Source organism: Nonomuraea sp. NPDC059194 (assembly GCF_042754765.1).
GTDB lineage: Bacteria > Actinomycetota > Actinomycetes > Streptosporangiales > Streptosporangiaceae > Nonomuraea.
Genome location: NZ_JBHZBH010000040.1, coordinates 16,963 through 38,760, shown reverse-complemented (window position 1 = coordinate 38,760; position 21,798 = coordinate 16,963). Strand labels below are relative to the sequence as shown.

Below are 21,798 nucleotides of genomic sequence, written 5' to 3'. Positions count from 1 at the left end.
TCAGGAACCGTCCGCGTCGCCGAAGTAGGCGGCGCGGACCCGGTCGTCTCCGGCCACGGCCTCGGCCGGGCCGGAGACGACCACCCTGCCGCGCTCCAGCACGTAGGCGCGCTCAGCGAGGCTCAACGCGGTCATCGCCTGCTGTTCCACGAGCAGGACCGACAGGCCGCGCTCGGCGTGGAGACGGCTGATGTAGCCGAACAGTTCCGCCACCTTCTGCGGGGCCAGCCCCAGTGAGGGCTCGTCCAGCGCCAGCAGCCGGGGAGACGACATCAGGGCACGGCCCACCGCCAGCATCTGCGCCTCGCCTCCTGACAGCGTGCCGGCGAGCTGGTCGCGGCGCTCGTGCAAGCGCGGGAAGAGGTCGAGCACCTCATCCAGCAGGTGCTCGACACGAGTCTTGGCCCGCCGGTCGGCGAACGCGCCCAGCCTCAGGTTCTCCAGCACGCTGTGGTCGGGGAACACCTGCCGCCCTTCGGGCACATGGCCGAGTCCGAGCCCGACACGACGCCATCCGGGCACGGAGGTGATGTCGGCGCCGCCGAACACGATCCTGCCGGACGCCGCCTTGAGCAGCCCGGAAACCGCCCTGAGCAGCGAGGTCTTGCCCGCGCCGTTGGGCCCGAGGAGCACGACGAACTCGCCCTCGCCCACGGTCAGGTCCACTCCGTCCAAGGCGCGAACGCCTCCGTAGCCGGCCCCCAGGCCGGAGATCTCCAGCAGGGTCATGCCGACCCCACCAGACCGAGGTAGGCGGCGATCACCGCAGGGTCGGCCCGCACGTGGGCGGGGGTCCCTCGGGCGATCACCCGGCCGGTCTCCAGCACGGTGATCTCGTCGCAGACGGACATGACGAACTCCACGTTGTGTTCGATGAGCACGACGGCCAGCCCGAGCTCGCGCAGCGCGCGGCAGAGCCCGGCCAGCGCCGCCAACTCCTCCGGCGTCAGTCCGGTCGCCGGTTCGTCCAGGATCAGCGCGCGAGGGCGGGTGGCCACGGCCCGCAGGACTTCCAGCAGCCGCTTCTGCCCGTGCGAGAGGGTGCCCGCATCGCGTTCGGCGAGCCCCGCCAGTCCGGCGAAGCCGAGCAGCTCACCGGCGAAGGCCCGGGCCGCGCGATCCCAGCGCCGGTAGCCGGGAAGCCGCAGCACCATGGACAACCAGCCATGCTCGGCTTTCACTCCGCACAGCACGTTGTCCAGGACGCTCTGCCGGTCGAACAGGTGCGGCACCTGGAAGACCCGGGTCACCCCCGCTCCGGGCACGGCCCACGCCTTCGCAGGCGCGGTCTTCCCGAAGATCAGCACCTCGCCGGCGTCCACAGCGTGGAAGCGGGTCAGGCAGGAGACCAGCGTGGACTTTCCCGAGCCGTTGGGCCCGATGATCCCGTGGACGGAGCCCGCGCGGACCGAGACGTCCACCCCGTTCAGCGCGTGGACTCCGCCGAAGTGCTTGGCCAGGCCCCGGCCCTCCAGCGCGGGCACGAGAGACACCGGCACGGAGTTGAGCGCCGGCAGCCGGCCGGGCGTGGCAGGGCCGGGGTCTCCGCGCGGCCGGCGCCGGACCCGCAAGGTGCCGACGATGCCGCGCGGAACCAGCATCATCGCGGCCAGCAGCGCCAGCCCGAGTACCAGCGTGGTGTATTGGGCGAACCCCTTGCCCAGCTCCACGATGAGCGAGATCAGCGCGACGCCGAGCAGCGGGCCGGCGAGCGTGCCGATGCCGCCCAGGAAGAGGCCGACGAAGAAGACCAGCCCGTTGTCGAGCAGGCCGATGTCGGGGTTGACGAAGCCGAGGTGCAGTGCGTAGAGCGCGCCGGACAACCCGCCCAGCCCGCCCGCGATGCTGAAGACGAGCAGCTTGGTCGTCGCGGGGCGGATTCCCAGCGCCGCCGCGGTGTCGGGGTTCTCGCGCACCGCCATGGCCGAACGACCCAGGGGACTTCGCACGAGATTGCGCTGGAGCACGTAGGTCGCCAGCAGCAGCCCGATGACCACGTAGTAGAACGCGGTCTTCGGCATTCCCGGGTCGACTCCCGTGATCCCCACGATGCCGCCGGTCACCGAGTCCCAGTCACGGCCGATCTCCACCACGATGAGGTTGGCCGCCAGGGTGATCATGCCGAAGTACAGGTAGGTGGCGCGCAGGCTGACCAGCAGCGTCAGCGCGGAGAAGGCCGCGCCCAGCAGGACGCTCAGCAGGACGCCGAACGGCCACGGCAGCCCCGCCTGCACCGTCAGGAAGGCGCAGCCGTACCCGCCGAGCAGTTGCAGGCCCGTGTGCGCCATGGACAGCATGCCGCCGTAGCCCATGGCGAGGTTGAGGGAGATCGTGAGGATGGCCGAGATGGCCGCGGACGCCACGAGCCCGACGTAGTAGGAGGCGTTGTAGCTGTAGTAGTCGATGATGAACGGCCAGGCGGCCAGCAGGCCCAGTCCCACCGCCCAGGACAGTCGGGAGATCATCAGTGTGCCTCCATCGGCTTGCCGAACAGGCCGGCGGGGAAGACCACCAGAATCAGGGCGAGCAGGCCGAAGACCACGAGGTTGCCCGCGGTGGCGTTGATGGCGGTGCGGACCACCGAGTCCAGCACCCCCACGATCAGCCCGCCCGCCAGCGCGCCGCGCGGGGAGCCGATGCCGCCGATGACCGCAGCCGTGAAGCCCTTGATGGTGAACAGCAGCCCGGTGGCCGGCCCGATGTACAGCACCGGGGCGGCGAGCAGGCCGGCCAGGGCGGTGATCACGGTCGCGATGACGAAGCTCAGCACCACCATCCGCTGGACGGGAATCCCCATGAGCACCGCTGTGTCCGGATCGTGGGAGGCGGCGCGGATCGCTCTGCCGTACACGCCGCGGCGCAGGAACAGGTCGTAGGCGGCCATCACCGCCAGCGCGATGCCCACAGTGATCAGCTCCTGCCAGCCGACCCGGCCGTCCCCCAACGCGAAGCCGCCGGCGGCGAGCGGCTCCGGTCGCAGCGCGTCGACATCCCGGTAGGCGAGGGTGAACAGGGACTGGAAGATCAGAGCCGCGGCGAGAGTCGCCACGATCCAGGCGAACCTGGACCCCGACATCCGGACGGGCAACATGATCATCCGCTCGGCCAGCAGGCCCATCAGGCCCGCGACGACCACTGTCGCCGCCAGCGCGACCGGCCAGCCGAGGCCGCCCAGGCTCATCACCTGGTAGCCGATGGCGGCTCCGAGGATCAGCGCCTCTCCCTGGGCGAAGTTCATCACCCGGGTGGGCTGGAACGTGATGGCCAGCCCCAGGGCGACCAGCGCGTAGACGGCTCCAGCGAAGAGGCCGTCGATCCATACCTGCGCGGTCATCAGCGCAGCTCTCGGGTGAACCAGCCCTTGTCGTCCTTGTCCCACTGGTAGAGGCGGACGTCGTCGGCACCGTAGAACTCGTGCGCCGTCCCCGGGCTGACGGAGTTGCCCGACGGCGTGGCGTCGGCGGCGAGGTTCAGCCCCTCCATGGCGGCCACCACCTTGTCCGGCTCCAGGCTGCCCGCGGCCTTGGCCGCCTCGGCGAAGGCGAACACGCAGTCACCTGCCATGCCGGTGCCCTTGGGTGAGGTCGCGCCGGTCTTCGGCCCGGTGTTGATGCCGTACTTCTGCTCGACCGCCTCGATGTGCGCGCGGTAGCCCGGTTCCCAGGCGGCCCGATCTCTCGTCGGGTACCGGTAGTTGGGCATCTGGAAGATGACGTTCCGGGCCGCGTCGCCCGCGCCTTCGAGGAAGGCGATGTTCTGCGCCCCCGATCCGGCGCCGATGAGCTGACCGCGGAAACCGGCCGCTGCCGCCGCCGCGATGGTCTTGGCTCCGCCCACGTTGTTGGAGAAGAAGATCGCGCCGGCGTCCTTGAACTTCTCGACGTACGCGGAATGGCTCTGATCGTCCGGCCGGCTGGTCTGGAACCCGAGGTAGGTCATCTCACCGGCCAGCTTGGTCAGCAGCGCGTCGACGGCCTTGCCGGTGTCGTCCGCCTCGTAGACCAGGCCGAAGCTCTTGATCCCCTTGGCCCGCAGGTATTCCACCGCCTTGGCCACGTCGACCTCGGTGGGATCCTGAGCGCGGAAGCCGTACTTGAGCGCGCCGAAGTCGCCGGCGGCGACGCCCGGCTGGCAGTTGACCTTCTTGGCCTGCTCGAAGGTTGCCTTCGCGGCGTTGTAGAAGGCGGTCAACGACGGGCCGACGACCAGCTTGACCTGCGTGTCCCCCGCCAGCTCCCGGGCGGCCTGCACGGCCTTGCCCGGGTCGAGGCCCGAGTCGCGGGCCACCAGTTCGAGCTTGGCGCCGGCCAGCCCGCCCGACGCGTTCAGCTTGTCGATCTCCACCTGGATGGAGTTCTGCTGGGACACGCCGAGTACGGCGAGCGGGCCGGTCAGCGGCCCGACGAGTCCGATCTTGACGGGCGGCTGCCCGCCCGCCTCCTTGCCCGCGCAGCCGGCCGCCGCCAGCGTTAACGCAGCCGAGACGATGACTGATGTCGCTCTACGCACCCGAACCTCCAGATTAGTGGGATTGCCGTCAGATTCTGCGGAGGTAGGAGCCGCCCGGCTCGCCCACGACGGCCCCGTCCTGGAAGGCCACGCGTCCGCCGACCACGGTGGCCACCGGCCAGCCGGTCGTGGCGACGCCCTCGAACGGGCAGTGGTCCTGGCCCGACAGCAGCAGTTCGCTGGTCACGGTGCGGCTGAGCGCGGGGTCGAGCACTGTCAGGTCGGCGTCGAACCCCACGGCGAGGCTGCCCTTGCGGCCCCACAGGTTGTAGGCGCGGGCGGGGTTGGCGGAGGCGACCTCGGCGATCCTGGTCAGGGACAGTCCGCGCTTGAGGTGGCCTTCGGAGATGAGCACCGGGTACAGCAGTGCGGTGCCGCCGAAGCCGGGCCGGGCCGGCCACAGGTCGTCGCCCTTGTGTTCCTCCATGCAGCAGGCGTGGTCCGAGGCCACCCAGTCGATCCGGCCGTCGGCGACCCCGGCCCAGAGGGCCTCGTTGTGCTCGCGGGTGCGGATCGGCGGGTTGACCTTGCCGCCCAGGCCGCCCCGGGCGTCGAGCTCGTCGTGGTCGAGGCAGAGGTGGTGCAGGGTGGTCTCGCGGCGTGCCCCGGGGTGCTGCGCTGCCGCCGCCAGTGCCTGGGCGCTGGACAGGTGGAGGAAGTTGACGTTCACCCCGGTGTGGGCGGCGATCGTAGCGGCCTCGGCGATGGCCACTTCCTCGGTCAGCGGCGGGCGACCCTCGCTGTAGGCGCGCAGGTTCTGCGGCTGCCCGCTGCGCTGGACCCGGTCGATGAAGACGCGCATGAGCTCGGACTGCTCGCAGTGCAGGCTGAGCGAGATCCGCCTGTCCGGGTGGTCGCGCTGGACCTCGGCCAGCTTCTCCATGATGAGCAGCAGGTGGCCCAGGTCGTACTCGTCACCCATGGTGAAGGATCGGGCGTCGCGGCTGTTGGCGGCCAGGTCGAAGCCCTTGTAGAACATGTAGTACTTGAACGAGGTGACGCCGTGCTCGCTGACCAGCCGCGGGATCTCCTCGATCTGCTCGACCGTCATCGGGGCCAGGTGGAAGCCGTAGTCCGTCCAGGCCCGCCCCTCGACGGCGGACAGCGCCTCGGGGAAGATCGTCTGGTAGGGGCCGGTCTTGTCCAGGTAGTGCTGGCCGGTGCGGAAGTACGACAACACCGTGGTGGCACCGCCGACCAGCGAGGAGCGGGTCTCCTCGTAGGCGTCCAGCCCCATATCCCGATAAATCCCGATATGGAAGTGGGCGTCCACGGCACCCGGCAGCACGACCTTTCCGGCGGCGTCGATCACCTCCTCGGCCCCGGACAGGTCCTCGCCGATCGCCACGATTCGGCCGTCGGCTATGCCCAGGTCAGCCTTGACCTCGCCGTGGTACGGCAGGACAAGAAGACCGTCTTTGACAAGCAGGTCATATCGCTTCATAGGTGCGGCCGGTGAAGGGGATCCCGGCCGTCACCTCCTTTCGTCATGTCGTATGGCCCAACTGGGCCGAGAGCCGGGCCGTTGTCTCGAGGAGAGCCTCGGCGGCCTGCTTCTCCTCGCCGCGGAAACGCTCCAGCGGTCCGCAGACGCTGATGACACCGGCGGGGCTGCCGTGGTGGTCGAAGACAGGGGCCGCGACCGAGGCGGAACCGGGCTGCCGCTCGGCGCTGGACTTGGCGTAGCCGCGCCGGCGGATCGCCGCCAGGTCCTTGCGCAGCACGTCCTCGTGGACCAGCGTGCGTTCGGTCAGGCGCGTGAGCGGAACGGTCTTGAAGTAGTCGTCGATCTCCTCTTCGGAGAGGAAGGCGAGGAACGCCTTGGAGGAGGCGCCCGCGTGGAGCGGGTAGGGAACGCCGAGGGAGACCGACATGATCACTTCCCTGCTGGGCGTCACCTGATCGACGTAGACCCGCGTATGGCCGGTGCGGACGGAGAGGGTGGCGGTCTCCGACAGCGTCCTGGACAGCGAGACGAGAGCAGGGGCGCTCAGCCGGCGGATGTCCAGCCGGTCGAGATAGGCCAGACCCAGCCGCATCGTGGTCAGGCCCAGCGAGTAACGCCTGGTCTCCTCGTCCAACTCGACCAGGCCACGCATCCGCAGCGAGGCCAGGATGCGGTGGACCGCGGCCTTGGACAACGCGAGCTTGTCCGCGATCTCGGTGACGCCCAGGGTGCGGGAGTCGGGGTCGGCGAACAGCACGAGCACGTCGGCGGCGCGCTCGACGGTCGCGACGGTCTGGCTCGTGCCCTCGGTGGTGCGCCGGCGCAGCGGCTTGGAGGTGTCCATCGGCATGTGGGCTTCCTACTCATCGGCGACTCAGCCCCACTGGCACGGGCGGGTCGGTGACGATCCTGGTGTCAAGGAAATCCCACCACGTTTCCTGGGACACCCGCTCGCTCTCCCATCCGGCGTCGGCCTTGAGCTCGGCCAGAGCGGACCGGTAGGCGCCCCACGCCGCCTCGTCGTCGAAGGCGGCCCAGTTCTCCAGCATGTAGACGTCGCCGACGACGCTGTAGTACCAGCGCACCTCCTTCACCATCGGCAGATCCTGGTAGAAGAACCGCTCCCGCTGCTCCAGCCAGGCCCAGAACGCCTTCATGTCCCGGCGAGCCGTCTCGGTCAGTCGCATCCGGTAGACGAGGTAGATCATGCCGTGGCCTCCCACTCCGAGGATGTATGCCCTACAGTTTGGAACAGCTTTCCTCAAATGGGAACACCCTTGGAGGTTCCGTGACCAACGGCCCCTTGAACGGCCTGGTCGTCCTCGATGTCGCCACCCTGTTCGCCGGTCCGCTGGCAGCGACCATCCTCGGCGACTTCGGCGCCGAGGTGATCAAGGTCGAGCATCCGCGACGTCCCGATCCCGCCCGCACCCACGGACCGGCGAAGGACGGCCACGGCCTGTGGTGGAAGATGCTCGGGCGCAACAAGAAGGCCGTCACCGCCGATCTCGGCACGCCGGAGGGCGCCGCACTGCTGCGGCGCCTGGCCGCCGAGGCGGACGTCCTGATCGAGAACTTCCGGCCGGGCACGCTGGAACGCTGGGGCCTGTCTCCGGAATCCCTGCACGAGGACAACCCCGGGCTGGTCATCGCGCGGGTGACCGGCTTCGGTCAGTTCGGCCCCTACGCCGGCAGGCCCGGATTCGGCACCCTCGCCGAGTCGATGAGCGGATTCGCGGCGATCACCGGCGAGCCGGACGGACCACCCACCCTTCCCCCGTTCGGCCTGGCTGACGGGATTTCTGCGCTCACCTGCGTGAACGCGGTGACCATCGCCCTGCTGCACCGGCAGACCTCGGGCCGGGGCCAGGTCATCGACCTGGCCATCATCGAACCGTTGCTCACCGTCCTGGGAGCGCAGCCCTCCGCCTACGACCAGCTCGGCTACCTGCAGCCGCGGACCGGCAACCGGTCGGTCAACAACGCCCCGCGCGGAACCTACCGCACCAGGGACGGCCGCTGGGTGGCCCTGTCGACCTCCGCGCAATCCATAGCCGAGCGGGTGATGCTCCTGGTAGGCCACCCTGAGGTGATCGAGGAGCCCTGGTTCGCCTCCGGGTCCGGCCGGGCCGAGCACGCCGACGAGCTCGACACCTGCCTCACCCCGTGGATCGCCGCTCGCGACCTGAGCGAGGTCATGTCGGAGTTCGAGAAGGCACAGGCCGCGATCGCCCCCGTGTACGAGATCTCTGACGTCTTCGCGGATCCACAGTTCCAGGCGCTCGATTCCATCACCACTGTCGACGACCCCGACCTCGGTCGGCTGCGCATGCAGAACCTGCTGTTCCGGTTGTCGGAGACTCCTGGCTCGATCCGCTGGACGGGCCTGGCCCACGGCGCCTCCAACGACGAGGTCTACCAGGGCCGTCTCGGCTTGCCGGCGAAGGAGATCGACGAGTTGCGCGAGAAGGGAATCATCTGATGCCGGGCCCCTGGGAAGCCCTCTCCGGCGCCCGAGTGATCGACCTTGCCCAGCCCATGCGCACCGGCATGCCGCAGTCTCCCAACCACCCGCCCTTCCGCATGCTCCTGGAGCGGCGCCACGGTGACCTGATCAGGGAAGACGGCGGCTCGGCCGCCAACGAGATCATCATCACCGGCGGTCACGTCGGCACCCATGTGGACGCGCTGGCGCACGTCTCCCAGGACGGTGTCCTGTACGGCGGGGTGGCGTCGGAGACCGTGCAGAGCCACCAGGGATTCTCGGCGCTGGGCATCGACGCCTTCTCTCCCTACCTCGGGCGCGCGGTGCTCCTCGACGTGGCCGCCGTCCACGGGGTCGCCACTCTGCCCGCCGGATACGAGATCACGCCGGGCGACCTCGACCGGGCCGCGGACGGACTGGACTTCGCGCCGGACCAGGCCATCCTGATCGGCACCGGCTGGTCTCGTCACTGGTCGAACCCCATGATCTTCACCGGGCAGGCCGCAGGGGCGCCGGGCCCCGGCGAGGCCGCGGCACGCTGGCTGGCCGAGCGGCGCCCACGGCTGGTGGGCGGGGAGACCATCGCCTTCGAGCACATCGCAGCCGGTCGTGGTCACGCCGCTCTTCCGGTCCATCGTGTACTCCTCGTGGAGGAAGGGATCAACATCGTCGAAACGATGCGGCTGCACGAGGTGCTCGACACCACGGCACGAGAGTTCCTGCTCGTCGTCAACCCGTTGCCCGTCGTGGGGGCGACCGGCGCTCCCGTCAGACCGCTGGCGGTGCTGTGATGACCACCTACGCTCAGGTTCTGGCCCGCTTCGCGGCCGACTGCCGCGACGACGGACTGCCACGAGAAGTCGAAACGGACGCCATCGGCCGGATCCGGGACGTGCTCGGCAACTGCCTGGCGGCGCACGCCGAGGAGTCCGAGCCTGGTCCGCTGGAGGCGGTCCGCCAGGTGACCGCCTCCTGGGGTGGAGCCGCGCAGGCCGGTGCGATCGGCATGCCGTACCGACTCCCTGCCCCGTCAGCCGCGCTGGTCAACGGGACGCTCGCGCACGCGCTCGACTTCGACGACACACACCTGCCGTCGGTCCTGCACCCCAGCGCCTCCGTGGTGCCCGCCGCCTTGGCGGCGGCGGCGGAGACCCGCTCCGACGGCCGCGCGCTGCTCGTGGCGGTGGCCGTGGGCGATGAGATCTGTGTACGGCTGGGCGCCGCCTCCTACCTGCCGGACCTGCGCAACTCGCTCTTCTTCGAGAAGGGCCTGCACGCCACCTCCATCTGCGGCACGATCGGGGCCGCCGTCGCCGCCGGACTCCTCTATGGTCTGGACGCCCCTGGTCTCGTCTCCGCCGTCGGTGTCGCGGCCAGCATGGGCGCCGGGCTGCTGGAGGCCAACCGGACCGGCGGCACCATCAAGCGGGTCCACTGCGGCTGGGCCGCGCACGCCGGTGTCAGCGCGGCCGCCCTGGTCCGCGCGGGCCTCACCGGACCGCCCACCGTGCTGGAGGGCAGGTTCGGTTTCCTCACCGCCTACCTGGACGGCCGCTACGACAGCGACGCTCTGCTTTCCGGTCTGGGCGAGCGCTGGGAGGTCACGCGGACCGTCTACAAGCCCTACCCGACCAACCACTTCACCCATCCCGGCATCGACTGCGCGCTGGCGCTGCGCGAGCGCGGCCTCGACCCCGCCGACATCCAGGAGATCGAACTGGCCGTGCCCGGCCCCGTGTTGCGCACGATCGCCGAGCCGTACGAGGAGAAGATCCGCCCTCTTTCGGCGTACCATGCCAGATTCTCCGGCCCCTACACGGTGGCCACCGCCCTGCTCGGAGGCGGTGGGCTGGGCGTCTACCTGGACGACTTCGCCGAGCTCCGCCCCGAGCGGCTGGCACTGGCCGCCAAGGTGCGGTGCGTGGCCGACGAGCGGGCCACCGACCTGTTCCCCACCAGCTTCGGCGCCGCCCTTCGGGTCCGCACCCGGGCAGGCGCGCTGCTGGAGCATCGGGTGGACTCCTCGCGCGGCGGCCCGGGAGCTCCGTTGACTCAGGAGGAGCTGGCGGTGAAGTTCCGGCTCAACGCGGGACGGGCGCTATCCGTCGAAGCCGTGGACGCTCTGGAATCCTCCCTGAGCGAGCTGGCGAGCGCCGGTGATGTCGACCGGCTCACACCATCCTGGGCATCGCGTCCGTGAGGTCTACCCCAAGAGGCTGTCGAGGCGGGAGCTCACGGGGGGCGGATGAGGCCCTTCTTCGAGGCCGCGGCGACGGCCGCGGTACGGGAATCCACGCCGAGCTTGGTGTAGATGTGCGCCAGGTGGGTCTTGACCGTGGTCTCGCTGAGGAACATCGCCTTGCTGATCTGCCGGTTGGACAAACCTGCCGCGACATGGCCGAGAACCTCCAGTTCACGGGGGGAGAGCGCGGCATCGGGGGCGCTGACCCGGCCCAGCAGGCGTGAGGCGACGCGCGGCGCCAGGGCGCTGGCGCCCGCGGCGGCCGAGCGGACGGCGGCGTGCAGGTCATCGGACGGGGCGTCCTTGAGCAGGTAGCCGGTCGCACCGGCTTCGACCGCGGCCACGATGTCGGCGTCGGTGTCGAAGGTGGTCAGCACCAGCACCCGGGGGCCGTTCAGGGCGACGATCTGCCGGGTCGCCTCGCTGCCATGTATGCCCGGCCCGAGTTGGAGGTCCATCAGCACGACGTCGGGCGCGAGCGTGCGGGCGAGCGCCACGCCTTCTTCGCCGGTGGCGGCCTCGCCGATCAGCTCGAAGTCGGGCTGCCCGGCGAGCATGGCGCGGATGCCGGAGCGGACGACGGGGTGATCGTCCACCAGGATGATCCGGATCACGCCGCCTCCCCTCGCGGCAGCGGCAGGGTGGCCACGACGGCCGTGCCCTCCCCGGGAGACGATTCCACGGTGAGGGTGCCCCCCAGAGTGCTCACGCGCTCCCGCATGACCCGCAGACCGTAACCGGTTCCCGCTGCCTCGCCGGCGGGACTGCCCAGGTCGAATCCGCGGCCGTCGTCGAAGACATCCAGCATGACCATGTCGTCCAGGTAGGTGAGGGTCACTCCGGCGTGTTCGGCTCCGGAATGGCGGCTGACGTTGCCCAGGGCGCCCTGGGCGACGCGGAGCAGCGTGGCGTCGTAGTCGACGGGCAGCGGGACCGGGGTGCCCGAAACCTCGAAGCGCACCGTGATGGAGGTGCCGGCCACCGCCGAATCGCTGATCCTGCGCAGCGCCGCGACCAGCGAGGAGTGTTGAAGCGCCGGCGGGGCCAGGGCTCGCACGAAGTTGCGCGCCTCCTCCAGGTTCTCCTTGGCCGCGTCCTCCGCCTCGATGATGCGGCGCTCCGCCTCCCCCGGATCATCGGCGAGATCGCGGCGGGCGGCGCGCAGCAGCAGGATGATGCTGGACATGCCCTGCGCCAGGGTGTCGTGGATCTCCCTGGCCAGGCGTTCGCGTTCGGCCAGGCGGGCGGCGTCGCCCTCGGCCGTCACCAGCTTGCCGCGGGTGCGGACCAGGTCGTCGATGAGCAGGCGGCGTTCCTCGCTCTCGGCGTAGAGCGCCTTGTAGACCATCGCCATGAGCGTGGCCACGGCGGCGCCGATCGTCGGCCCGATGATCTGCGCGGCGGTCAGCCGGCCCTCGTGCCACGCGGCGGCCAGAATGGCCGCGACGGTCAGCACCGCCACCCCCGGCAACGCCACGCTCAGCGGCAGCAGGTGGAGGTAGGCGAAGAAGAGCGGGAAGGCCAGCCAGACGAACTGCGGCGAGGCGACGGCCAGCGCCGCCCACCCGAGCGTGATCACCACCAGCCAGAGCCGTCCCAGCCGCAGGTGCGTCTGCCCGCCGAAGTGCGGCAGCCGCCCCTCGATGAGGATCCCGGCCGCGTACAGGGCTCCGAGCAGCGTTCCCCCGAGCGTCGGCAGGATCTGTCCCTGCCTGGCGACCCCGGCCACCGCGATCACCAGGAGGATCGCGAAGGTGCCGTGGATCGCCCAGCGGAGCAGCCGGAGGGCGGGCGGGAACGGATAGTCGGTCATGTCTCACTCAACGTATGCAATCTCGATCATCTGCCGCATCGTTCAAAAGAAGTATTTCTGACCGACCGAGTGCACGATGTGCGGAAACACCGATGACCCGCAGGCTGAAGCAGTCAGATTCCACTTCGTCCGCAACGGGGGACGCGCCGTGTTCGTGGCGCTCAGAGACCTACGCTTCGCCAAGGGACGGTTCGCCCTGATGGGTACCGTCGTCTTTCTCATCACCCTCCTGGTGACCATGCTGTCCGGCCTGACCGCCGGGCTGGCACAGGAGAACATCTCGGCGGTGGAGAACCTTTCCGCCGATCACATCGTCTTCGACAGCGGCGAAAAGCCCGCCTTCGGGGACAGCCGCATCACCGATGCCGACTGGAAGGACTGGCAGAAGGTGCCGGGCGTCACCGCCGAGCGGCTCGGCGTCTCCATGTCGAGGATCGCCTACGGCGACGACCAGAGCTCGGGCGTGGCCCTCTTCGGCGTCAAGCCGGGCGGCGAGCTCGCCGAGGGGCAGAAGGTCGACACCGGCAAGGTCGTCCTGTCCGCCGCGCTGGCGACCGACAGCGGGCTGAAGGCCGGCGACACCGTGCAGATCTCCGGCAAGGACTTCACCGTCGCCGGAGCCAGGGGCGAGGCCTCCTACAGCCACATCCCTGTCGCCTGGATCAGCATCGGTGACTGGGAGTGGATGAGCCAGCAGCAGGGCGGCGCCGACACGGTGGCCACCGTCCTGGCTCTGCGCACCAGCGGTGACCCGGACCTGGCCGCGACCGACACCAAGCTCGGCACCACGACCGTCCCGCTGTCCGACGCGCCCGCCGCGATCGGCTCCTTCTCCTCCGAGAACGGCTCGCTCCAGCTCATGCGCGGCTTCCTGTTCGCGATCTCGGCCCTGGTCATCGGCGCGTTCTTCACCGTCTGGACGATCCAGCGCCGCGGCGACGTCGCCGTGCTCAAGGCGCTCGGCGCGAGCTCCGGCTACCTGCTGCGCGACGCGCTCGCCCAGGCCGTCATCGTGCTGCTGCTCGGCGCGGGCGTCGGCGGCGCGCTCGGCGCGGCGCTCGGCGCGCTCGCCGAGGGCACGGTCCCGTTCGTGCTGTCGGTGGCCACCACCGTGGTGCCGGTGGCGGTGATGATCCTGCTCGGCGCCGTCGGTGCCGCGCTGGCCATCCGCAAGATCACCTCCGTCGACCCGCTGATCGCCCTGGGAGCCTCCCGATGACCCTCAAGCTCACCGACATCGTCCTGACCTACCCCGACGGGGACCGCACGCTGACCGCGCTCGACCGCGTCAGCATGACCGTCGAACCCGGCGAGTTCGCCGCCGTCGTCGGCCCCTCAGGCTCTGGCAAGTCCAGCCTGCTCGCCGTCGCCGCCACCCTCGTCACGCCCGCCTCGGGCGTCGTCAGCATCGCCGGGCAGGACGTCTCCCGAGCCGGTCAGGCCAAGCGCACAAAGGTGCGCCGCGACCACATCGGAATCGTGTTCCAGCAGGCCAATCTGCTGCCCTCCCTCACCGCGCTCGACCAGCTCCTGGTCATGGCGCATCTGGCCGGGGAATCTCCCCGGGCCGCCAGCATGCGGGCCAGGGAACTGCTCCTCGCCGTGGACCTCGCCGACAAGGAGCACAAGCGCCCGCACCAGCTCTCCGGCGGCGAGCGGCAGCGGGTCAACATCGCCCGCGCGCTGATGAACTCGCCCGAGGTGCTGCTGGTCGACGAGCCCACCAGCGCGCTCGACCATCACCGCGGCGAGCAGATCGTCTCGCTGCTGGCCGAGCTCACCGGGCGCAACAATCTGGCCACCGTCATGGTGACGCACGACCTGGCCACGCTGGCGATGGTGGACACCGTCCTGACCATGACCGACGGCAGGCTCACCGAGGGAGCCGCGGCGCCGGTCGCTTGACCGCGCCCCGAGCCAGCTGCGAGCATCTGCGAAACAGCGTTCCTTGAATAGGAACATGGAGGTCGCCATGCGCATCGTCCCCTCCCTCGCCCTCGGCACTCTCCTCGCGCTCACCGCGAGCGCCTGCGGCGGCTCCGCACCCGGCGGAGCCGCCGCCCCCGCCGGCTCGGGCACGATCAAGATCGGTTCCATCCACCCCCTCACCGGCCCGCTGGCCTTCGACGGCCAGCAGATGTCCAAGGCCGTCAAGCTGGCCGCCGAGCAGATCAACGCAGGCGGTGGCATCAAGTCCCTCGGCGGCGCGAAGCTGGAGATCCTCGATGCCGACAGCCAGGGCAAGCCGGAGGTCGGCCAGAGCGAGGCGCAGCGCCTCACCCAGGCGGGGGCCGTCGCGCTGGTCGGGCCGTACCAGAGCGCGGTCGCCGCGCAGATCGCGACGGTGGCCGAGCGGAGCAAGGTGCCCTTCGTCATCGACGTCGCCTCCGCCGACGACATCCTCAAGCAGGGCTACACCTTCACCTTCCGCCTCCAGCCCTCCTCCGACACCCTCGGCAGGTACGGCGCGCGCCACCTCAAGGAGCTGGCCGAAAGGACCGGGCAGCAGATCGCCAAGGTCGCCTACCTCCACGAGCAGACCGACTACGGCACCGCCACCTACAAGTCCTTCAGCGACGAGGCCGCCAAGCTGGGTCTCCAGGTCGGCCCGGAGATCACCTACGACGCGTTGAAGACCGCCGACCTGACCACCGAGCTCACCAAGATCAAGGCGGCCGGAGTCGACGCGCTCGCCGTCACCGGCTACTACCGCGACGGCCTGCTGACCGCCAAGGCCATCGCCTCGGTCCAGCCAGGTGTGAAGCTCGTGCTCGGCGTGTCCCATGGCGCCTTCAGCTCGCCGGTCTTCCCCCGCGACGGGGGCGCGGCGGCCGAAGGCATCTACGACTCCAACTTCAACTACGACGCCACCAAGCCGGAGACCAAGGCGATCCTCGACGCCTTCCAGGCCAGGCACGGCGAGGAACTGCGCTTCATCCCGTTCACCTCCTACGAGGTCGTACGGCTGATCGCCGCGGCCCTGGAGAAGGCGGCCAGCCGGGATCCGGTGAAGATCCGCGAGGCGCTGGCGGGCATCTCCTTCGACACGCTGATGGCCTTCGACGGGCCCGTGCAGTTCGACCAGACCGGGCAGAACAAGAACGCCACGCCGATCGTCCTGCAGGTCCAGCAGGGCAAGGTGGTGCCCGTGCATCCCGCGGCCAAGGCCGTGGCCGAGCCGAAACCGCAGGCGAAGTGATCAGACGAGCGGCTCTGGGCGTCGCCATCGCGGCCGCTGTGGTGGCGGGCGCGTGGATCCGTTCGGGCAGCGGGACGGTCACCGCCCAGGCGGTCCTGACCGGCCTGCTGCTCGGCGGCGTCTACGCGCTCGTCGCGATGGGCCTGACGTTGATCTTCGGCGTGCTGGACATCGTCAACTTCGCCCACGGCGCCTTCATGACGCTCGGCATGTACACCACCGCGCTGCTGGCCGCCCACGCCGGGATCAACCCCTACCTGTCGCTCCTGGTGAGCGTGCCGCTGCTGTTCGGCCTCGGCTACGCCGTACAGCGGCGGCTGGTCAGCCGCACGATGGGCGGCTCGCTGGCCGCGCAACTCCTGCTGACGCTCGGCATCGCGCTGCTGCTGGAGAACGCCCTGCTGCTGATCTTCTCCGGCGACACCAGGACCGTGGCGGTCGGCTTCGACACGCCACTGCGCCTGCTGGGCGCGGTGGCCGACCTCAGCCGGGTGCTGGCCTTCGCGGGTGCGATGGGCCTGGCCGGGGCGGTGTGGCTGCTGCTGACCAGGACCAGGCTGGGGACCGCGATCCGGGCGGTCGCCGCCAATCCGGAAGGCGCCGCGCTCGTCGGACTCGACGTGCGGCGGATCCACGCGCTGACCTTCGCCGCCGGTACGGCTTGCGCGGGCGCGGCCGGGACACTCGTGGCGCCCCTCGTCACCGTCGAGCCGACCACAGGCGAACTCTTCAACATCATCGGCTTCGTGGTCGTGGTCCTCGGCGGACTCGGCAGCGTGCCTGGCGCGGTCGCGGGCGGGCTGATCGTCGGCCTGACCGAGCAGCTCGGCGGCATCTACCTGCAAGGCCAGAGCCCGTTGCTGGCGGTCTTCGCCGTCTTCGTGCTCGTGCTGCTGTGGCGCCCGCAGGGCCTGTTCGGGAGGCCCGCGTGATCAGGAAGCTCGCGCTGCTCGCGGCGATCGGAGTGGTCCTCGCTCCGCTGCCGCTGCTGCTGCCGCCCGCGCAGGAAGCAGTCGCCGTGCGCGCGCTGCTGTTCGCCATGATGGCGGTCGCCTGGAATCTGATGAGCGGCTTCGGCGGCCTGTTCAGCTTCGGCCACGCCGCGTACTTCGGCCTCGGCGCCTACACCACCGCCCTGCTGACGGTCCGGCTGGGCGTGTCGCCCTGGATCGGCCTGCTCGCCGGGACGGTCATGGCCGCGCTCTTCGGGATGGTCACCGGCTACCTGGCCGTCCGCTACCGGTTGAAGGGCGCCTACTTCGCCCTGGCCACCTTCGCCTTCGCCGAGATGCTCAGGCTGGCCGCGCTGAACTCCACCCTGGTGGGCGGCGCGGTCGGGCTGACCCTGCCCGTCACCGGCGAGCAGGGCTGGCTCACCCTGCGCTTCGACGTCGGCGACCCTGCCTATTTCTGGCTGGCGCTCCTGCTCACGCTGGCGAGCATGGCCACGGTGATCGTGCTGCTGAACGGCAAGGCCGGGTTGAACCTGCTGGCCGTACGGGAGGACGAGACCGCCGCCGCCGCCGCGGGAGTCGACGTGATCCGCCACAAGCTCATGGCCATCGGCGTCTCGGCCGCGCTCACCTCCCTGGCCGGAGGCTTCTACGCGGTCTACTACCTGTTCGTCGGCCCCGACCTGGCCTTCGGCCCGTCAATGTCCATCCAGGCCATCCTGCCCGCGGTGATCGGCGGGGTCGGGACGATCTGGGGGCCGCTGATCGGCGCCGCGGTGCTGGCTCCCCTCTCGGACGTGGCCGCCACGCTCGTCCGCACCCCGCCGGAGTTCCTGGCCTTCCTGCAGGGCCGCAGCGGCCTGGACGTGGTGCTCTACGCGCTCCTGCTGATCACCGTCGTCCTGGCCCTGCCCAGAGGTCTGTACGGAACGCTCGCCGGGAGGCGGCGATGATCCTGCGCATCGAGACAGTGAGCAAGGCCTTCGGCGGCCTGCGCGCGCTGGAGGAGGTGACGTTCGAGGTCGAATCCGGGACGGTGCACGCGGTGATCGGGCCCAACGGCGCCGGCAAGACGACGTTGTTCTCCGTCATCTCAGGCGAGCAGCGCCCCGGCTCCGGCCGGATCGTCTTCGACGGCCGCGACGTCACCGCGCACCCCGCGCACCTGCGCGCCAGGGCGGGGCTGGTGCGGACCTTCCAGCTCACCCGTCCCTTCGCCGCCCTGACGGTCATGGACAACGTGGCCGTGGCCGCCGGGGCGCTGCGCCGTACCAGAAGAGAGGCCGTCAGTGCGGCGGCCGAGACGGTCGAGCGCACCGGGCTCGGCGACTACGCCTCGCGGCTCGCGGGCGAGCTGCCCGCCGCCGCCCGCAAACGGCTGGAGCTGGCCAGGGCGCTCGCGCTCCGCCCCAAGGTCCTGCTGCTCGACGAGGTGCTCGCCGGCCTCACGCCCGCCGAGCGGGAGCCGATGATCGGGCTGCTGGAGGAGCTGCGGGCCGAGGGCATGACGCTGGTCTTCGTCGAGCACGTCATGCCCGCGGTGATGCGCCTGGCCGACCGGGTGGTGGTGCTGGAACGCGGGCGGGTGCTGGCCGAGGGCGAGCCCGCCCGCATCGCCACGGATCCGCGCGTGGTGGCGGCCTACCTGGGAGAGGAGAGCGGCGATGCTCCAGCTTGACGCGATCGAGGCCGGGTACGCCGGGTTGCGCGTGCTGCACGGCCTGTCCCTGGAGGTCGGGATGGGCGAGATCGTCGCCCTGGTGGGCGCCAACGGCGCGGGCAAGTCCACCACGCTGCGAGCCGCCTCGGGGCTGCTGGCTCCCACGGCGGGCCGGGTGCTCTTCGACGGGCGGGACCTGCGCGGCGTCCAGGTCCACGCGGTCGTACGGCGCGGCTTGGTGCACGTCCCTGAGGGGCGGGCGCTGTTCGGCCCGCTCACCGTCGCGGAGAACCTGGCCATGGGCGCTTACCACACCGGCGAGCGCGCCGATGGCGTCCTGGAGCTGTTCCCCCGGCTGGCCGAGCGGCTCGGCCAGCGCGCCGACACCATGAGCGGCGGCGAGCAGCAGATGCTCGCCATCGCCCGCGCCCTCATGACCAGGCCCAGGCTGCTCATGCTCGACGAGCCCTCTGTGGGCCTCGCGCCGCTCATGGTCAGCGCCGTCTTCGCGGCACTCGCGAGCATCCGCGACAGCGGGGTGGCGATCCTGCTGGTGGAGCAGAACGCGACTCAGGCGCTGGCGCTCGCCGACCGCGCCTACGTCATCGAGAGCGGGGTGATCACACTGTCCGGGACCGATCTGGCCGACGACGATCGGGTCCGGCGCGCCTATCTGGGTCGGTAAATGTCAGCTTGTACGAAGGAATACCGTTGAAGAAGCTCTACTACTCCGCGTTCGTCTACATGATCCTCGGTGTGGCCAGCGGCTTGTACTACCGCGACCTCACCAAGCTCAACGACTTCACCGGCGAGACCCAACTCGCCGTCGTCCACACGCACCTGCTGGTCCTCGGCATGGTGTTCTTCCTCGCCCTGATGCTGTTCGAGCGCGCCTTCCAGCTCAGCCAGAACAAACTGTTCGGCTGGTTCTTCTGGACCTACCAGGCCGGGCTCATCCTCACGGCGGGGATGCTCACCCTGCACGGGACGATGACCGTGCTGGGCAAGGAGACCGGGCCCGCGATCGCGGGGATCGCCGGGCTGGGGCACATTCTGCTCACCGTCGCGCTCGTGCTGTTCTTCCTCTGCCTGCGGCGGCGCCTGTTCCCCGCGAAGGGCCAGGCGCCTGCCTGAGGCTTCTCTACTCCGACACGACCCAGTCGGCGGGCCCCGAGAACCACGCCAGGGCGAGGGCGCCCGCCCCGGTCCAGGAGTCCCTTCGCTCCCGCCCGGCGGGGAACCAGCCCCGGTCTCCGGCTCCGAACACGGTGCCGGAGACTGCGAGCTCGCCTTCCAGGATGACGAACTCCTCGTCGCAGGAGTAGTGACCGGCCGCCGGCCGTGTCCATCCCGCGGGGAAGCGAACGAGCACCAGGAACGAGCCCGTCCCCGGGTCGGCGTGCAGGGGCGCGAGGGAGACGGGCGGGCTCGACCGCGGGATGGTGAAGGGGCGCCAGGACAGATCCCGGCCGATCCACTCGATCATCCGGCCATGCCCACCACGCGCCTGGCCGACCTGACCACGGCCTCGTCCACCAGCCGCCCGGCCTCGTCCAGGCAGACGGCGGTCCCGGTGGCGAGCGCCTGCTCGTACCGGGCGAGCAACGACCTGGCCGCGTCGAGCGCTTCCTCCGAAGGAGTGAACACCTCGTGCGCCACCGGCAACTGAGCCGGGTGGACGCACGCCCTGCCCACGAAACCAAGGCGGGCGAGCACCTCGGTGGACTGGCGGAAGGCTGCCAGGTCGCGCACCTCGACGCTCACCGGCGCGACCGGTGGCGCGATCGCTGCGGCGGCGCTCGCCGCGACCACCTGTGATCGTGCCCACAGCAGTTCCATGCCTTCGGGGCCGGGAGTGAGCCCGAGGTCGGCCGCCAGGTCGGCCTCGCCCAACTGGAGGCGGGCGACCCTGGGAGCACGCGCGATGGCCCGCGCCTCGAAGACGGCGGACCCCGACTCCAGCAACGGCATGACGGCGACCGATCCCGGCGCCAGCCCGGCGGCGGCCTCCGCATCGTCCAGCAGTGCGGCCAGCGCCTCGATCTCGGCCGCGCTCTCCGCCTTGGCGACGCTGAGACCGGTGAGCGCCGGTCCGACGACGGCTCTGGCGTCGGCGTGCCCGGCGGGGCCAGGGTTGACGCGCACCCAGATCTCCGGCCCGGACGGTCCCTGTGCCAGCCAGTCGGCGACGGCTGCCCGAGCCGCGGTCTTGCCCGAGTGCGGGACGGCATCCTCCAGGTCGACGATGAGCGCGTCGGCACCGCGGTCGCAGGCCTTGGCCAGCTTCGCCGGCGCGTTGCCCGGCACGTAGAGGTAGGAACGAGCGGTCATCATCCGATACTCCCCTTCCCGCTGGTCAGCGCCTTGGCGATGACCATGCGCAGAATGTCGTTGGTGCCCTCGCCGATCATCATCAGCGGGGCGTCGCGGTACAGCCGCTCCACGACGAACTCCTTGGAGTAGCCGTAGCCGCCGTGGACCTGCATGGCGATGAGCGAGCACTCCTGGGCCGCCTCGGAGGCCAGCACCTTGGCCATCCCGGACTCCAGATCCACCCGCTGCCCGGCGTCGGCCCGAGAGGCGGCCCAGTAGACCATCAGGCGGGCCGCCTGCACCTTGATCGCCATATCGGCCAGCTTGAGCTGGATCGCCTGGAACTCATGGATCGGCCGCCCGAAAGCCTGCCGCTGCGCCGCGTAGCCCATGGCCTCGTCGTAGGCCGCCTGGGCGATGCCCAGCGCACGGGCGGCGACGTTGATCCGGCCCGTCTCCAGCCCGGACAGGACCTGCTGCATGCCGCGCCCCTCGACGCCGCCGAGCAGGTTGGCCACCGGCACGCGGGCGTCCTGGAGCAGGACCTCGCATGACTCGGTGCCCTTGTACCCCAGCTTGGGCAGGTCGCGCAGCACGCTGAAGCCGGGAGTGTCGCGTTCGACCAGGAGCACGGACATGCCCTGGTGCGCTGGCGTGGTCTGCGCGGTCTTCACCAGCACCGGCAGCGGGTCGGCGTGCCGGGCGTTGGTGATCCACGTCTTGGCGCCGTTGACGACGTAGACGTCGCCCTCTCGTCTGGCGGTCGTGTTGATGCCCTGCAGGTCGGTGCCGGCGCCGGGTTCGGTCAGGCCGATGCCGCTGCGACGGGCTCCGGTCGCCAGATCGGGCAGGAACCGCTCGCGCTGCTCCGGCGTTCCGTGCTGGGCGATCATCCAGGCGGCCAGCGAGTGGGAGCCGAGGGTCCCTGCCACTCCCATCCAGCCCTTGGATATCTCCTCGAAGACCAGGGCGAAGGAGACCATGTCCGCGCCGAGCCCGCCGTACTCCTCCGGCACGGTCAGCCCGAACAGGCCCAGGTCCTTCATCTTCTCGACGATCTCCGCCGGGTAGCGATCGGCCGCCTCCCATTCCTGGGCGACAGGGCGGATGTCCTTGTCGACGAAGTCGCGCAGCGTCTGCCGGAACAGGCGCTGCTCTTCGGTCAGTTCCATGTGCA

At 70.4% G+C, this 21,798-nt stretch carries 23 protein-coding genes; 11 read left to right on the top strand and 12 right to left on the bottom strand.

The window, feature by feature from the left end; genetic code table 11:
- From ACFXJ8_RS35290 to ACFXJ8_RS35260, 7 genes are read right to left on the bottom strand one after another with little or no spacing between them, the layout of a single operon-like run.
- A complete protein-coding gene (locus ACFXJ8_RS35290) occupies positions 1 to 729 on the bottom strand; it encodes an ABC transporter ATP-binding protein (RefSeq protein ID WP_379648484.1) in 729 nt (242 codons plus the stop codon).
- Positions 726 to 2,465: an ATP-binding cassette domain-containing protein gene (locus tag ACFXJ8_RS35285; protein WP_379648482.1), complete on the bottom strand. Its 1,740-nt coding sequence runs from the start codon at positions 2,463 to 2,465 to the stop codon at positions 726 to 728. Before ACFXJ8_RS35285 ends, ACFXJ8_RS35290 begins: the two co-directional genes overlap by 4 nt.
- Positions 2,465 to 3,334: a branched-chain amino acid ABC transporter permease gene (locus ACFXJ8_RS35280; RefSeq protein ID WP_379648480.1), complete on the bottom strand. Its 870-nt coding sequence runs from the start codon at positions 3,332 to 3,334 to the stop codon at positions 2,465 to 2,467. Before ACFXJ8_RS35280 ends, ACFXJ8_RS35285 begins: the two co-directional genes overlap by 1 nt.
- The gene (locus ACFXJ8_RS35275; RefSeq protein ID WP_379648478.1) at positions 3,334 to 4,509 is read right to left on the bottom strand and encodes an ABC transporter substrate-binding protein; all 1,176 of its coding nucleotides are present in this window, start codon (positions 4,507 to 4,509) and stop codon (positions 3,334 to 3,336) included. The genes ACFXJ8_RS35280 and ACFXJ8_RS35275 overlap by 1 nt, the downstream gene beginning before the upstream one ends.
- A gap of 28 nt (positions 4,510 to 4,537) precedes the next feature.
- Positions 4,538 to 5,953 carry a dihydroorotase family protein gene (locus tag ACFXJ8_RS35270; RefSeq protein WP_379648476.1) on the bottom strand — a complete coding sequence of 472 codons (1,416 nt, stop codon included), beginning with the start codon at positions 5,951 to 5,953 and terminating at the stop codon, positions 4,538 to 4,540.
- Positions 5,954 to 5,996: 43 nt separating this feature from the next.
- Positions 5,997 to 6,806 (bottom strand): IclR family transcriptional regulator, encoded by an 810-nt coding sequence (locus ACFXJ8_RS35265; RefSeq protein ID WP_379648474.1) that lies wholly within the window; start codon positions 6,804 to 6,806, stop codon positions 5,997 to 5,999.
- Between the two features lie 13 nt (positions 6,807 to 6,819).
- Positions 6,820 to 7,164 carry a hypothetical protein gene (locus tag ACFXJ8_RS35260; protein WP_379648472.1) on the bottom strand — a complete coding sequence of 115 codons (345 nt, stop codon included), beginning with the start codon at positions 7,162 to 7,164 and terminating at the stop codon, positions 6,820 to 6,822.
- An 80-nt stretch (positions 7,165 to 7,244) separates the two neighbouring features.
- On the opposite strand from ACFXJ8_RS35260, the gene ACFXJ8_RS35255 reads away from it, so the two are divergent.
- From ACFXJ8_RS35255 to ACFXJ8_RS35245, 3 genes are read left to right on the top strand one after another with little or no spacing between them, the layout of a single operon-like run.
- Positions 7,245 to 8,438: a CaiB/BaiF CoA transferase family protein gene (locus tag ACFXJ8_RS35255; RefSeq protein ID WP_379648470.1), complete on the top strand. Its 1,194-nt coding sequence runs from the start codon at positions 7,245 to 7,247 to the stop codon at positions 8,436 to 8,438.
- Positions 8,438 to 9,232, top strand: a complete 795-nt coding sequence (locus ACFXJ8_RS35250; protein WP_379648469.1) for a cyclase family protein — start codon at positions 8,438 to 8,440, stop codon at positions 9,230 to 9,232. The genes ACFXJ8_RS35255 and ACFXJ8_RS35250 overlap by 1 nt, the downstream gene beginning before the upstream one ends.
- Positions 9,232 to 10,641 (top strand): MmgE/PrpD family protein, encoded by a 1,410-nt coding sequence (locus ACFXJ8_RS35245; RefSeq protein WP_379648468.1) that lies wholly within the window; start codon positions 9,232 to 9,234, stop codon positions 10,639 to 10,641. The genes ACFXJ8_RS35250 and ACFXJ8_RS35245 overlap by 1 nt, the downstream gene beginning before the upstream one ends.
- 32 nt (positions 10,642 to 10,673) lie before the next feature.
- On the opposite strand, the gene ACFXJ8_RS35240 is transcribed toward ACFXJ8_RS35245, so the two are convergent.
- Positions 10,674 to 11,297 (bottom strand): response regulator transcription factor, encoded by a 624-nt coding sequence (locus tag ACFXJ8_RS35240; RefSeq protein WP_379648467.1) that lies wholly within the window; start codon positions 11,295 to 11,297, stop codon positions 10,674 to 10,676.
- The gene (locus ACFXJ8_RS35235) at positions 11,294 to 12,496 is read right to left on the bottom strand and encodes a sensor histidine kinase (RefSeq protein ID WP_379648466.1); all 1,203 of its coding nucleotides are present in this window, start codon (positions 12,494 to 12,496) and stop codon (positions 11,294 to 11,296) included. The genes ACFXJ8_RS35240 and ACFXJ8_RS35235 overlap by 4 nt, the downstream gene beginning before the upstream one ends.
- 148 nt (positions 12,497 to 12,644) lie before the next feature.
- On the opposite strand from ACFXJ8_RS35235, the gene ACFXJ8_RS35230 reads away from it, so the two are divergent.
- The 8 genes from ACFXJ8_RS35230 to ACFXJ8_RS35195 all read left to right on the top strand — a co-directional run bounded on the left by ACFXJ8_RS35230 (position 12,645) and on the right by ACFXJ8_RS35195 (position 19,442).
- Entirely contained in the window at positions 12,645 to 13,715 is a 1,071-nt protein-coding gene (locus ACFXJ8_RS35230; protein ID WP_379648464.1) for an ABC transporter permease, read from the top strand.
- Positions 13,712 to 14,401: an ABC transporter ATP-binding protein gene (locus ACFXJ8_RS35225; RefSeq protein WP_379648462.1), complete on the top strand. Its 690-nt coding sequence runs from the start codon at positions 13,712 to 13,714 to the stop codon at positions 14,399 to 14,401. Before ACFXJ8_RS35230 ends, ACFXJ8_RS35225 begins: the two co-directional genes overlap by 4 nt.
- Before the next feature lie 67 nt (positions 14,402 to 14,468).
- Positions 14,469 to 15,695 (top strand): ABC transporter substrate-binding protein, encoded by a 1,227-nt coding sequence (locus ACFXJ8_RS35220; RefSeq protein ID WP_379648460.1) that lies wholly within the window; start codon positions 14,469 to 14,471, stop codon positions 15,693 to 15,695.
- The gene (locus tag ACFXJ8_RS35215; RefSeq protein WP_379648458.1) at positions 15,692 to 16,627 is read left to right on the top strand and encodes a branched-chain amino acid ABC transporter permease; all 936 of its coding nucleotides are present in this window, start codon (positions 15,692 to 15,694) and stop codon (positions 16,625 to 16,627) included. Before ACFXJ8_RS35220 ends, ACFXJ8_RS35215 begins: the two co-directional genes overlap by 4 nt.
- The gene (locus ACFXJ8_RS35210; RefSeq protein WP_379648456.1) at positions 16,624 to 17,601 is read left to right on the top strand and encodes a branched-chain amino acid ABC transporter permease; all 978 of its coding nucleotides are present in this window, start codon (positions 16,624 to 16,626) and stop codon (positions 17,599 to 17,601) included. Before ACFXJ8_RS35215 ends, ACFXJ8_RS35210 begins: the two co-directional genes overlap by 4 nt.
- Complete coding sequence (locus ACFXJ8_RS35205; protein ID WP_379648454.1) at positions 17,598 to 18,326, top strand: ABC transporter ATP-binding protein; 729 nt, start codon at positions 17,598 to 17,600, stop codon at positions 18,324 to 18,326. Before ACFXJ8_RS35210 ends, ACFXJ8_RS35205 begins: the two co-directional genes overlap by 4 nt.
- On the top strand, positions 18,313 to 18,993 hold the full coding sequence (locus ACFXJ8_RS35200) for an ABC transporter ATP-binding protein (protein ID WP_379648452.1): 681 nt from the start codon (positions 18,313 to 18,315) through the stop codon (positions 18,991 to 18,993). The genes ACFXJ8_RS35205 and ACFXJ8_RS35200 overlap by 14 nt, the downstream gene beginning before the upstream one ends.
- 26 nt (positions 18,994 to 19,019) lie before the next feature.
- On the top strand, positions 19,020 to 19,442 hold the full coding sequence (locus tag ACFXJ8_RS35195; protein WP_379648450.1) for a DUF2871 domain-containing protein: 423 nt from the start codon (positions 19,020 to 19,022) through the stop codon (positions 19,440 to 19,442).
- A gap of 7 nt (positions 19,443 to 19,449) precedes the next feature.
- On the opposite strand, the gene ACFXJ8_RS35190 is transcribed toward ACFXJ8_RS35195, so the two are convergent.
- The 3 genes from ACFXJ8_RS35190 to ACFXJ8_RS35180 are packed head-to-tail and all read right to left on the bottom strand — an operon-like array spanning position 19,450 to position 21,793.
- Entirely contained in the window at positions 19,450 to 19,794 is a 345-nt protein-coding gene (locus ACFXJ8_RS35190; RefSeq protein WP_379648448.1) for a cupin domain-containing protein, read from the bottom strand.
- Complete coding sequence (locus tag ACFXJ8_RS35185; protein WP_379648446.1) at positions 19,791 to 20,642, bottom strand: HpcH/HpaI aldolase/citrate lyase family protein; 852 nt, start codon at positions 20,640 to 20,642, stop codon at positions 19,791 to 19,793. Before ACFXJ8_RS35185 ends, ACFXJ8_RS35190 begins: the two co-directional genes overlap by 4 nt.
- Complete coding sequence (locus ACFXJ8_RS35180) at positions 20,639 to 21,793, bottom strand: acyl-CoA dehydrogenase family protein (protein WP_379648444.1); 1,155 nt, start codon at positions 21,791 to 21,793, stop codon at positions 20,639 to 20,641. Before ACFXJ8_RS35180 ends, ACFXJ8_RS35185 begins: the two co-directional genes overlap by 4 nt.
- Positions 21,794 to 21,798: the final 5 nt, after the last annotated feature.

What these genes read in the sequence shown, in the direction of transcription:
- ACFXJ8_RS35290 (WP_379648484.1), bottom strand. Translation starts at nt 729, where the DNA reads ATGACCCTGCTGGAGATCTCCGGCCTGGGGGCCGGCTACGGAGGCGTT.
- ACFXJ8_RS35285 (WP_379648482.1), bottom strand. Translation starts at nt 2,465, where the DNA reads ATGATCTCCCGACTGTCCTGGGCGGTGGGACTGGGCCTGCTGGCCGCC.
- ACFXJ8_RS35280 (WP_379648480.1), bottom strand. Translation starts at nt 3,334, where the DNA reads ATGACCGCGCAGGTATGGATCGACGGCCTCTTCGCTGGAGCCGTCTAC.
- ACFXJ8_RS35270 (WP_379648476.1), bottom strand. Translation starts at nt 5,953, where the DNA reads ATGAAGCGATATGACCTGCTTGTCAAAGACGGTCTTCTTGTCCTGCCG.
- ACFXJ8_RS35265 (WP_379648474.1), bottom strand. Translation starts at nt 6,806, where the DNA reads ATGCCGATGGACACCTCCAAGCCGCTGCGCCGGCGCACCACCGAGGGC.
- ACFXJ8_RS35260 (WP_379648472.1), bottom strand. Translation starts at nt 7,164, where the DNA reads ATGATCTACCTCGTCTACCGGATGCGACTGACCGAGACGGCTCGCCGG.
- ACFXJ8_RS35250 (WP_379648469.1), top strand. Translation starts at nt 8,438, where the DNA reads ATGCCGGGCCCCTGGGAAGCCCTCTCCGGCGCCCGAGTGATCGACCTT.
- ACFXJ8_RS35245 (WP_379648468.1), top strand. Translation starts at nt 9,232, where the DNA reads ATGACCACCTACGCTCAGGTTCTGGCCCGCTTCGCGGCCGACTGCCGC.
- ACFXJ8_RS35235 (WP_379648466.1), bottom strand. Translation starts at nt 12,496, where the DNA reads ATGACCGACTATCCGTTCCCGCCCGCCCTCCGGCTGCTCCGCTGGGCG.
- ACFXJ8_RS35225 (WP_379648462.1), top strand. Translation starts at nt 13,712, where the DNA reads ATGACCCTCAAGCTCACCGACATCGTCCTGACCTACCCCGACGGGGAC.
- ACFXJ8_RS35220 (WP_379648460.1), top strand. Translation starts at nt 14,469, where the DNA reads ATGCGCATCGTCCCCTCCCTCGCCCTCGGCACTCTCCTCGCGCTCACC.
- ACFXJ8_RS35205 (WP_379648454.1), top strand. Translation starts at nt 17,598, where the DNA reads ATGATCCTGCGCATCGAGACAGTGAGCAAGGCCTTCGGCGGCCTGCGC.
- ACFXJ8_RS35200 (WP_379648452.1), top strand. Translation starts at nt 18,313, where the DNA reads ATGCTCCAGCTTGACGCGATCGAGGCCGGGTACGCCGGGTTGCGCGTG.
- ACFXJ8_RS35190 (WP_379648448.1), bottom strand. Translation starts at nt 19,794, where the DNA reads ATGATCGAGTGGATCGGCCGGGATCTGTCCTGGCGCCCCTTCACCATC.
- ACFXJ8_RS35185 (WP_379648446.1), bottom strand. Translation starts at nt 20,642, where the DNA reads ATGATGACCGCTCGTTCCTACCTCTACGTGCCGGGCAACGCGCCGGCG.
- ACFXJ8_RS35180 (WP_379648444.1), bottom strand. Translation starts at nt 21,793, where the DNA reads ATGGAACTGACCGAAGAGCAGCGCCTGTTCCGGCAGACGCTGCGCGAC.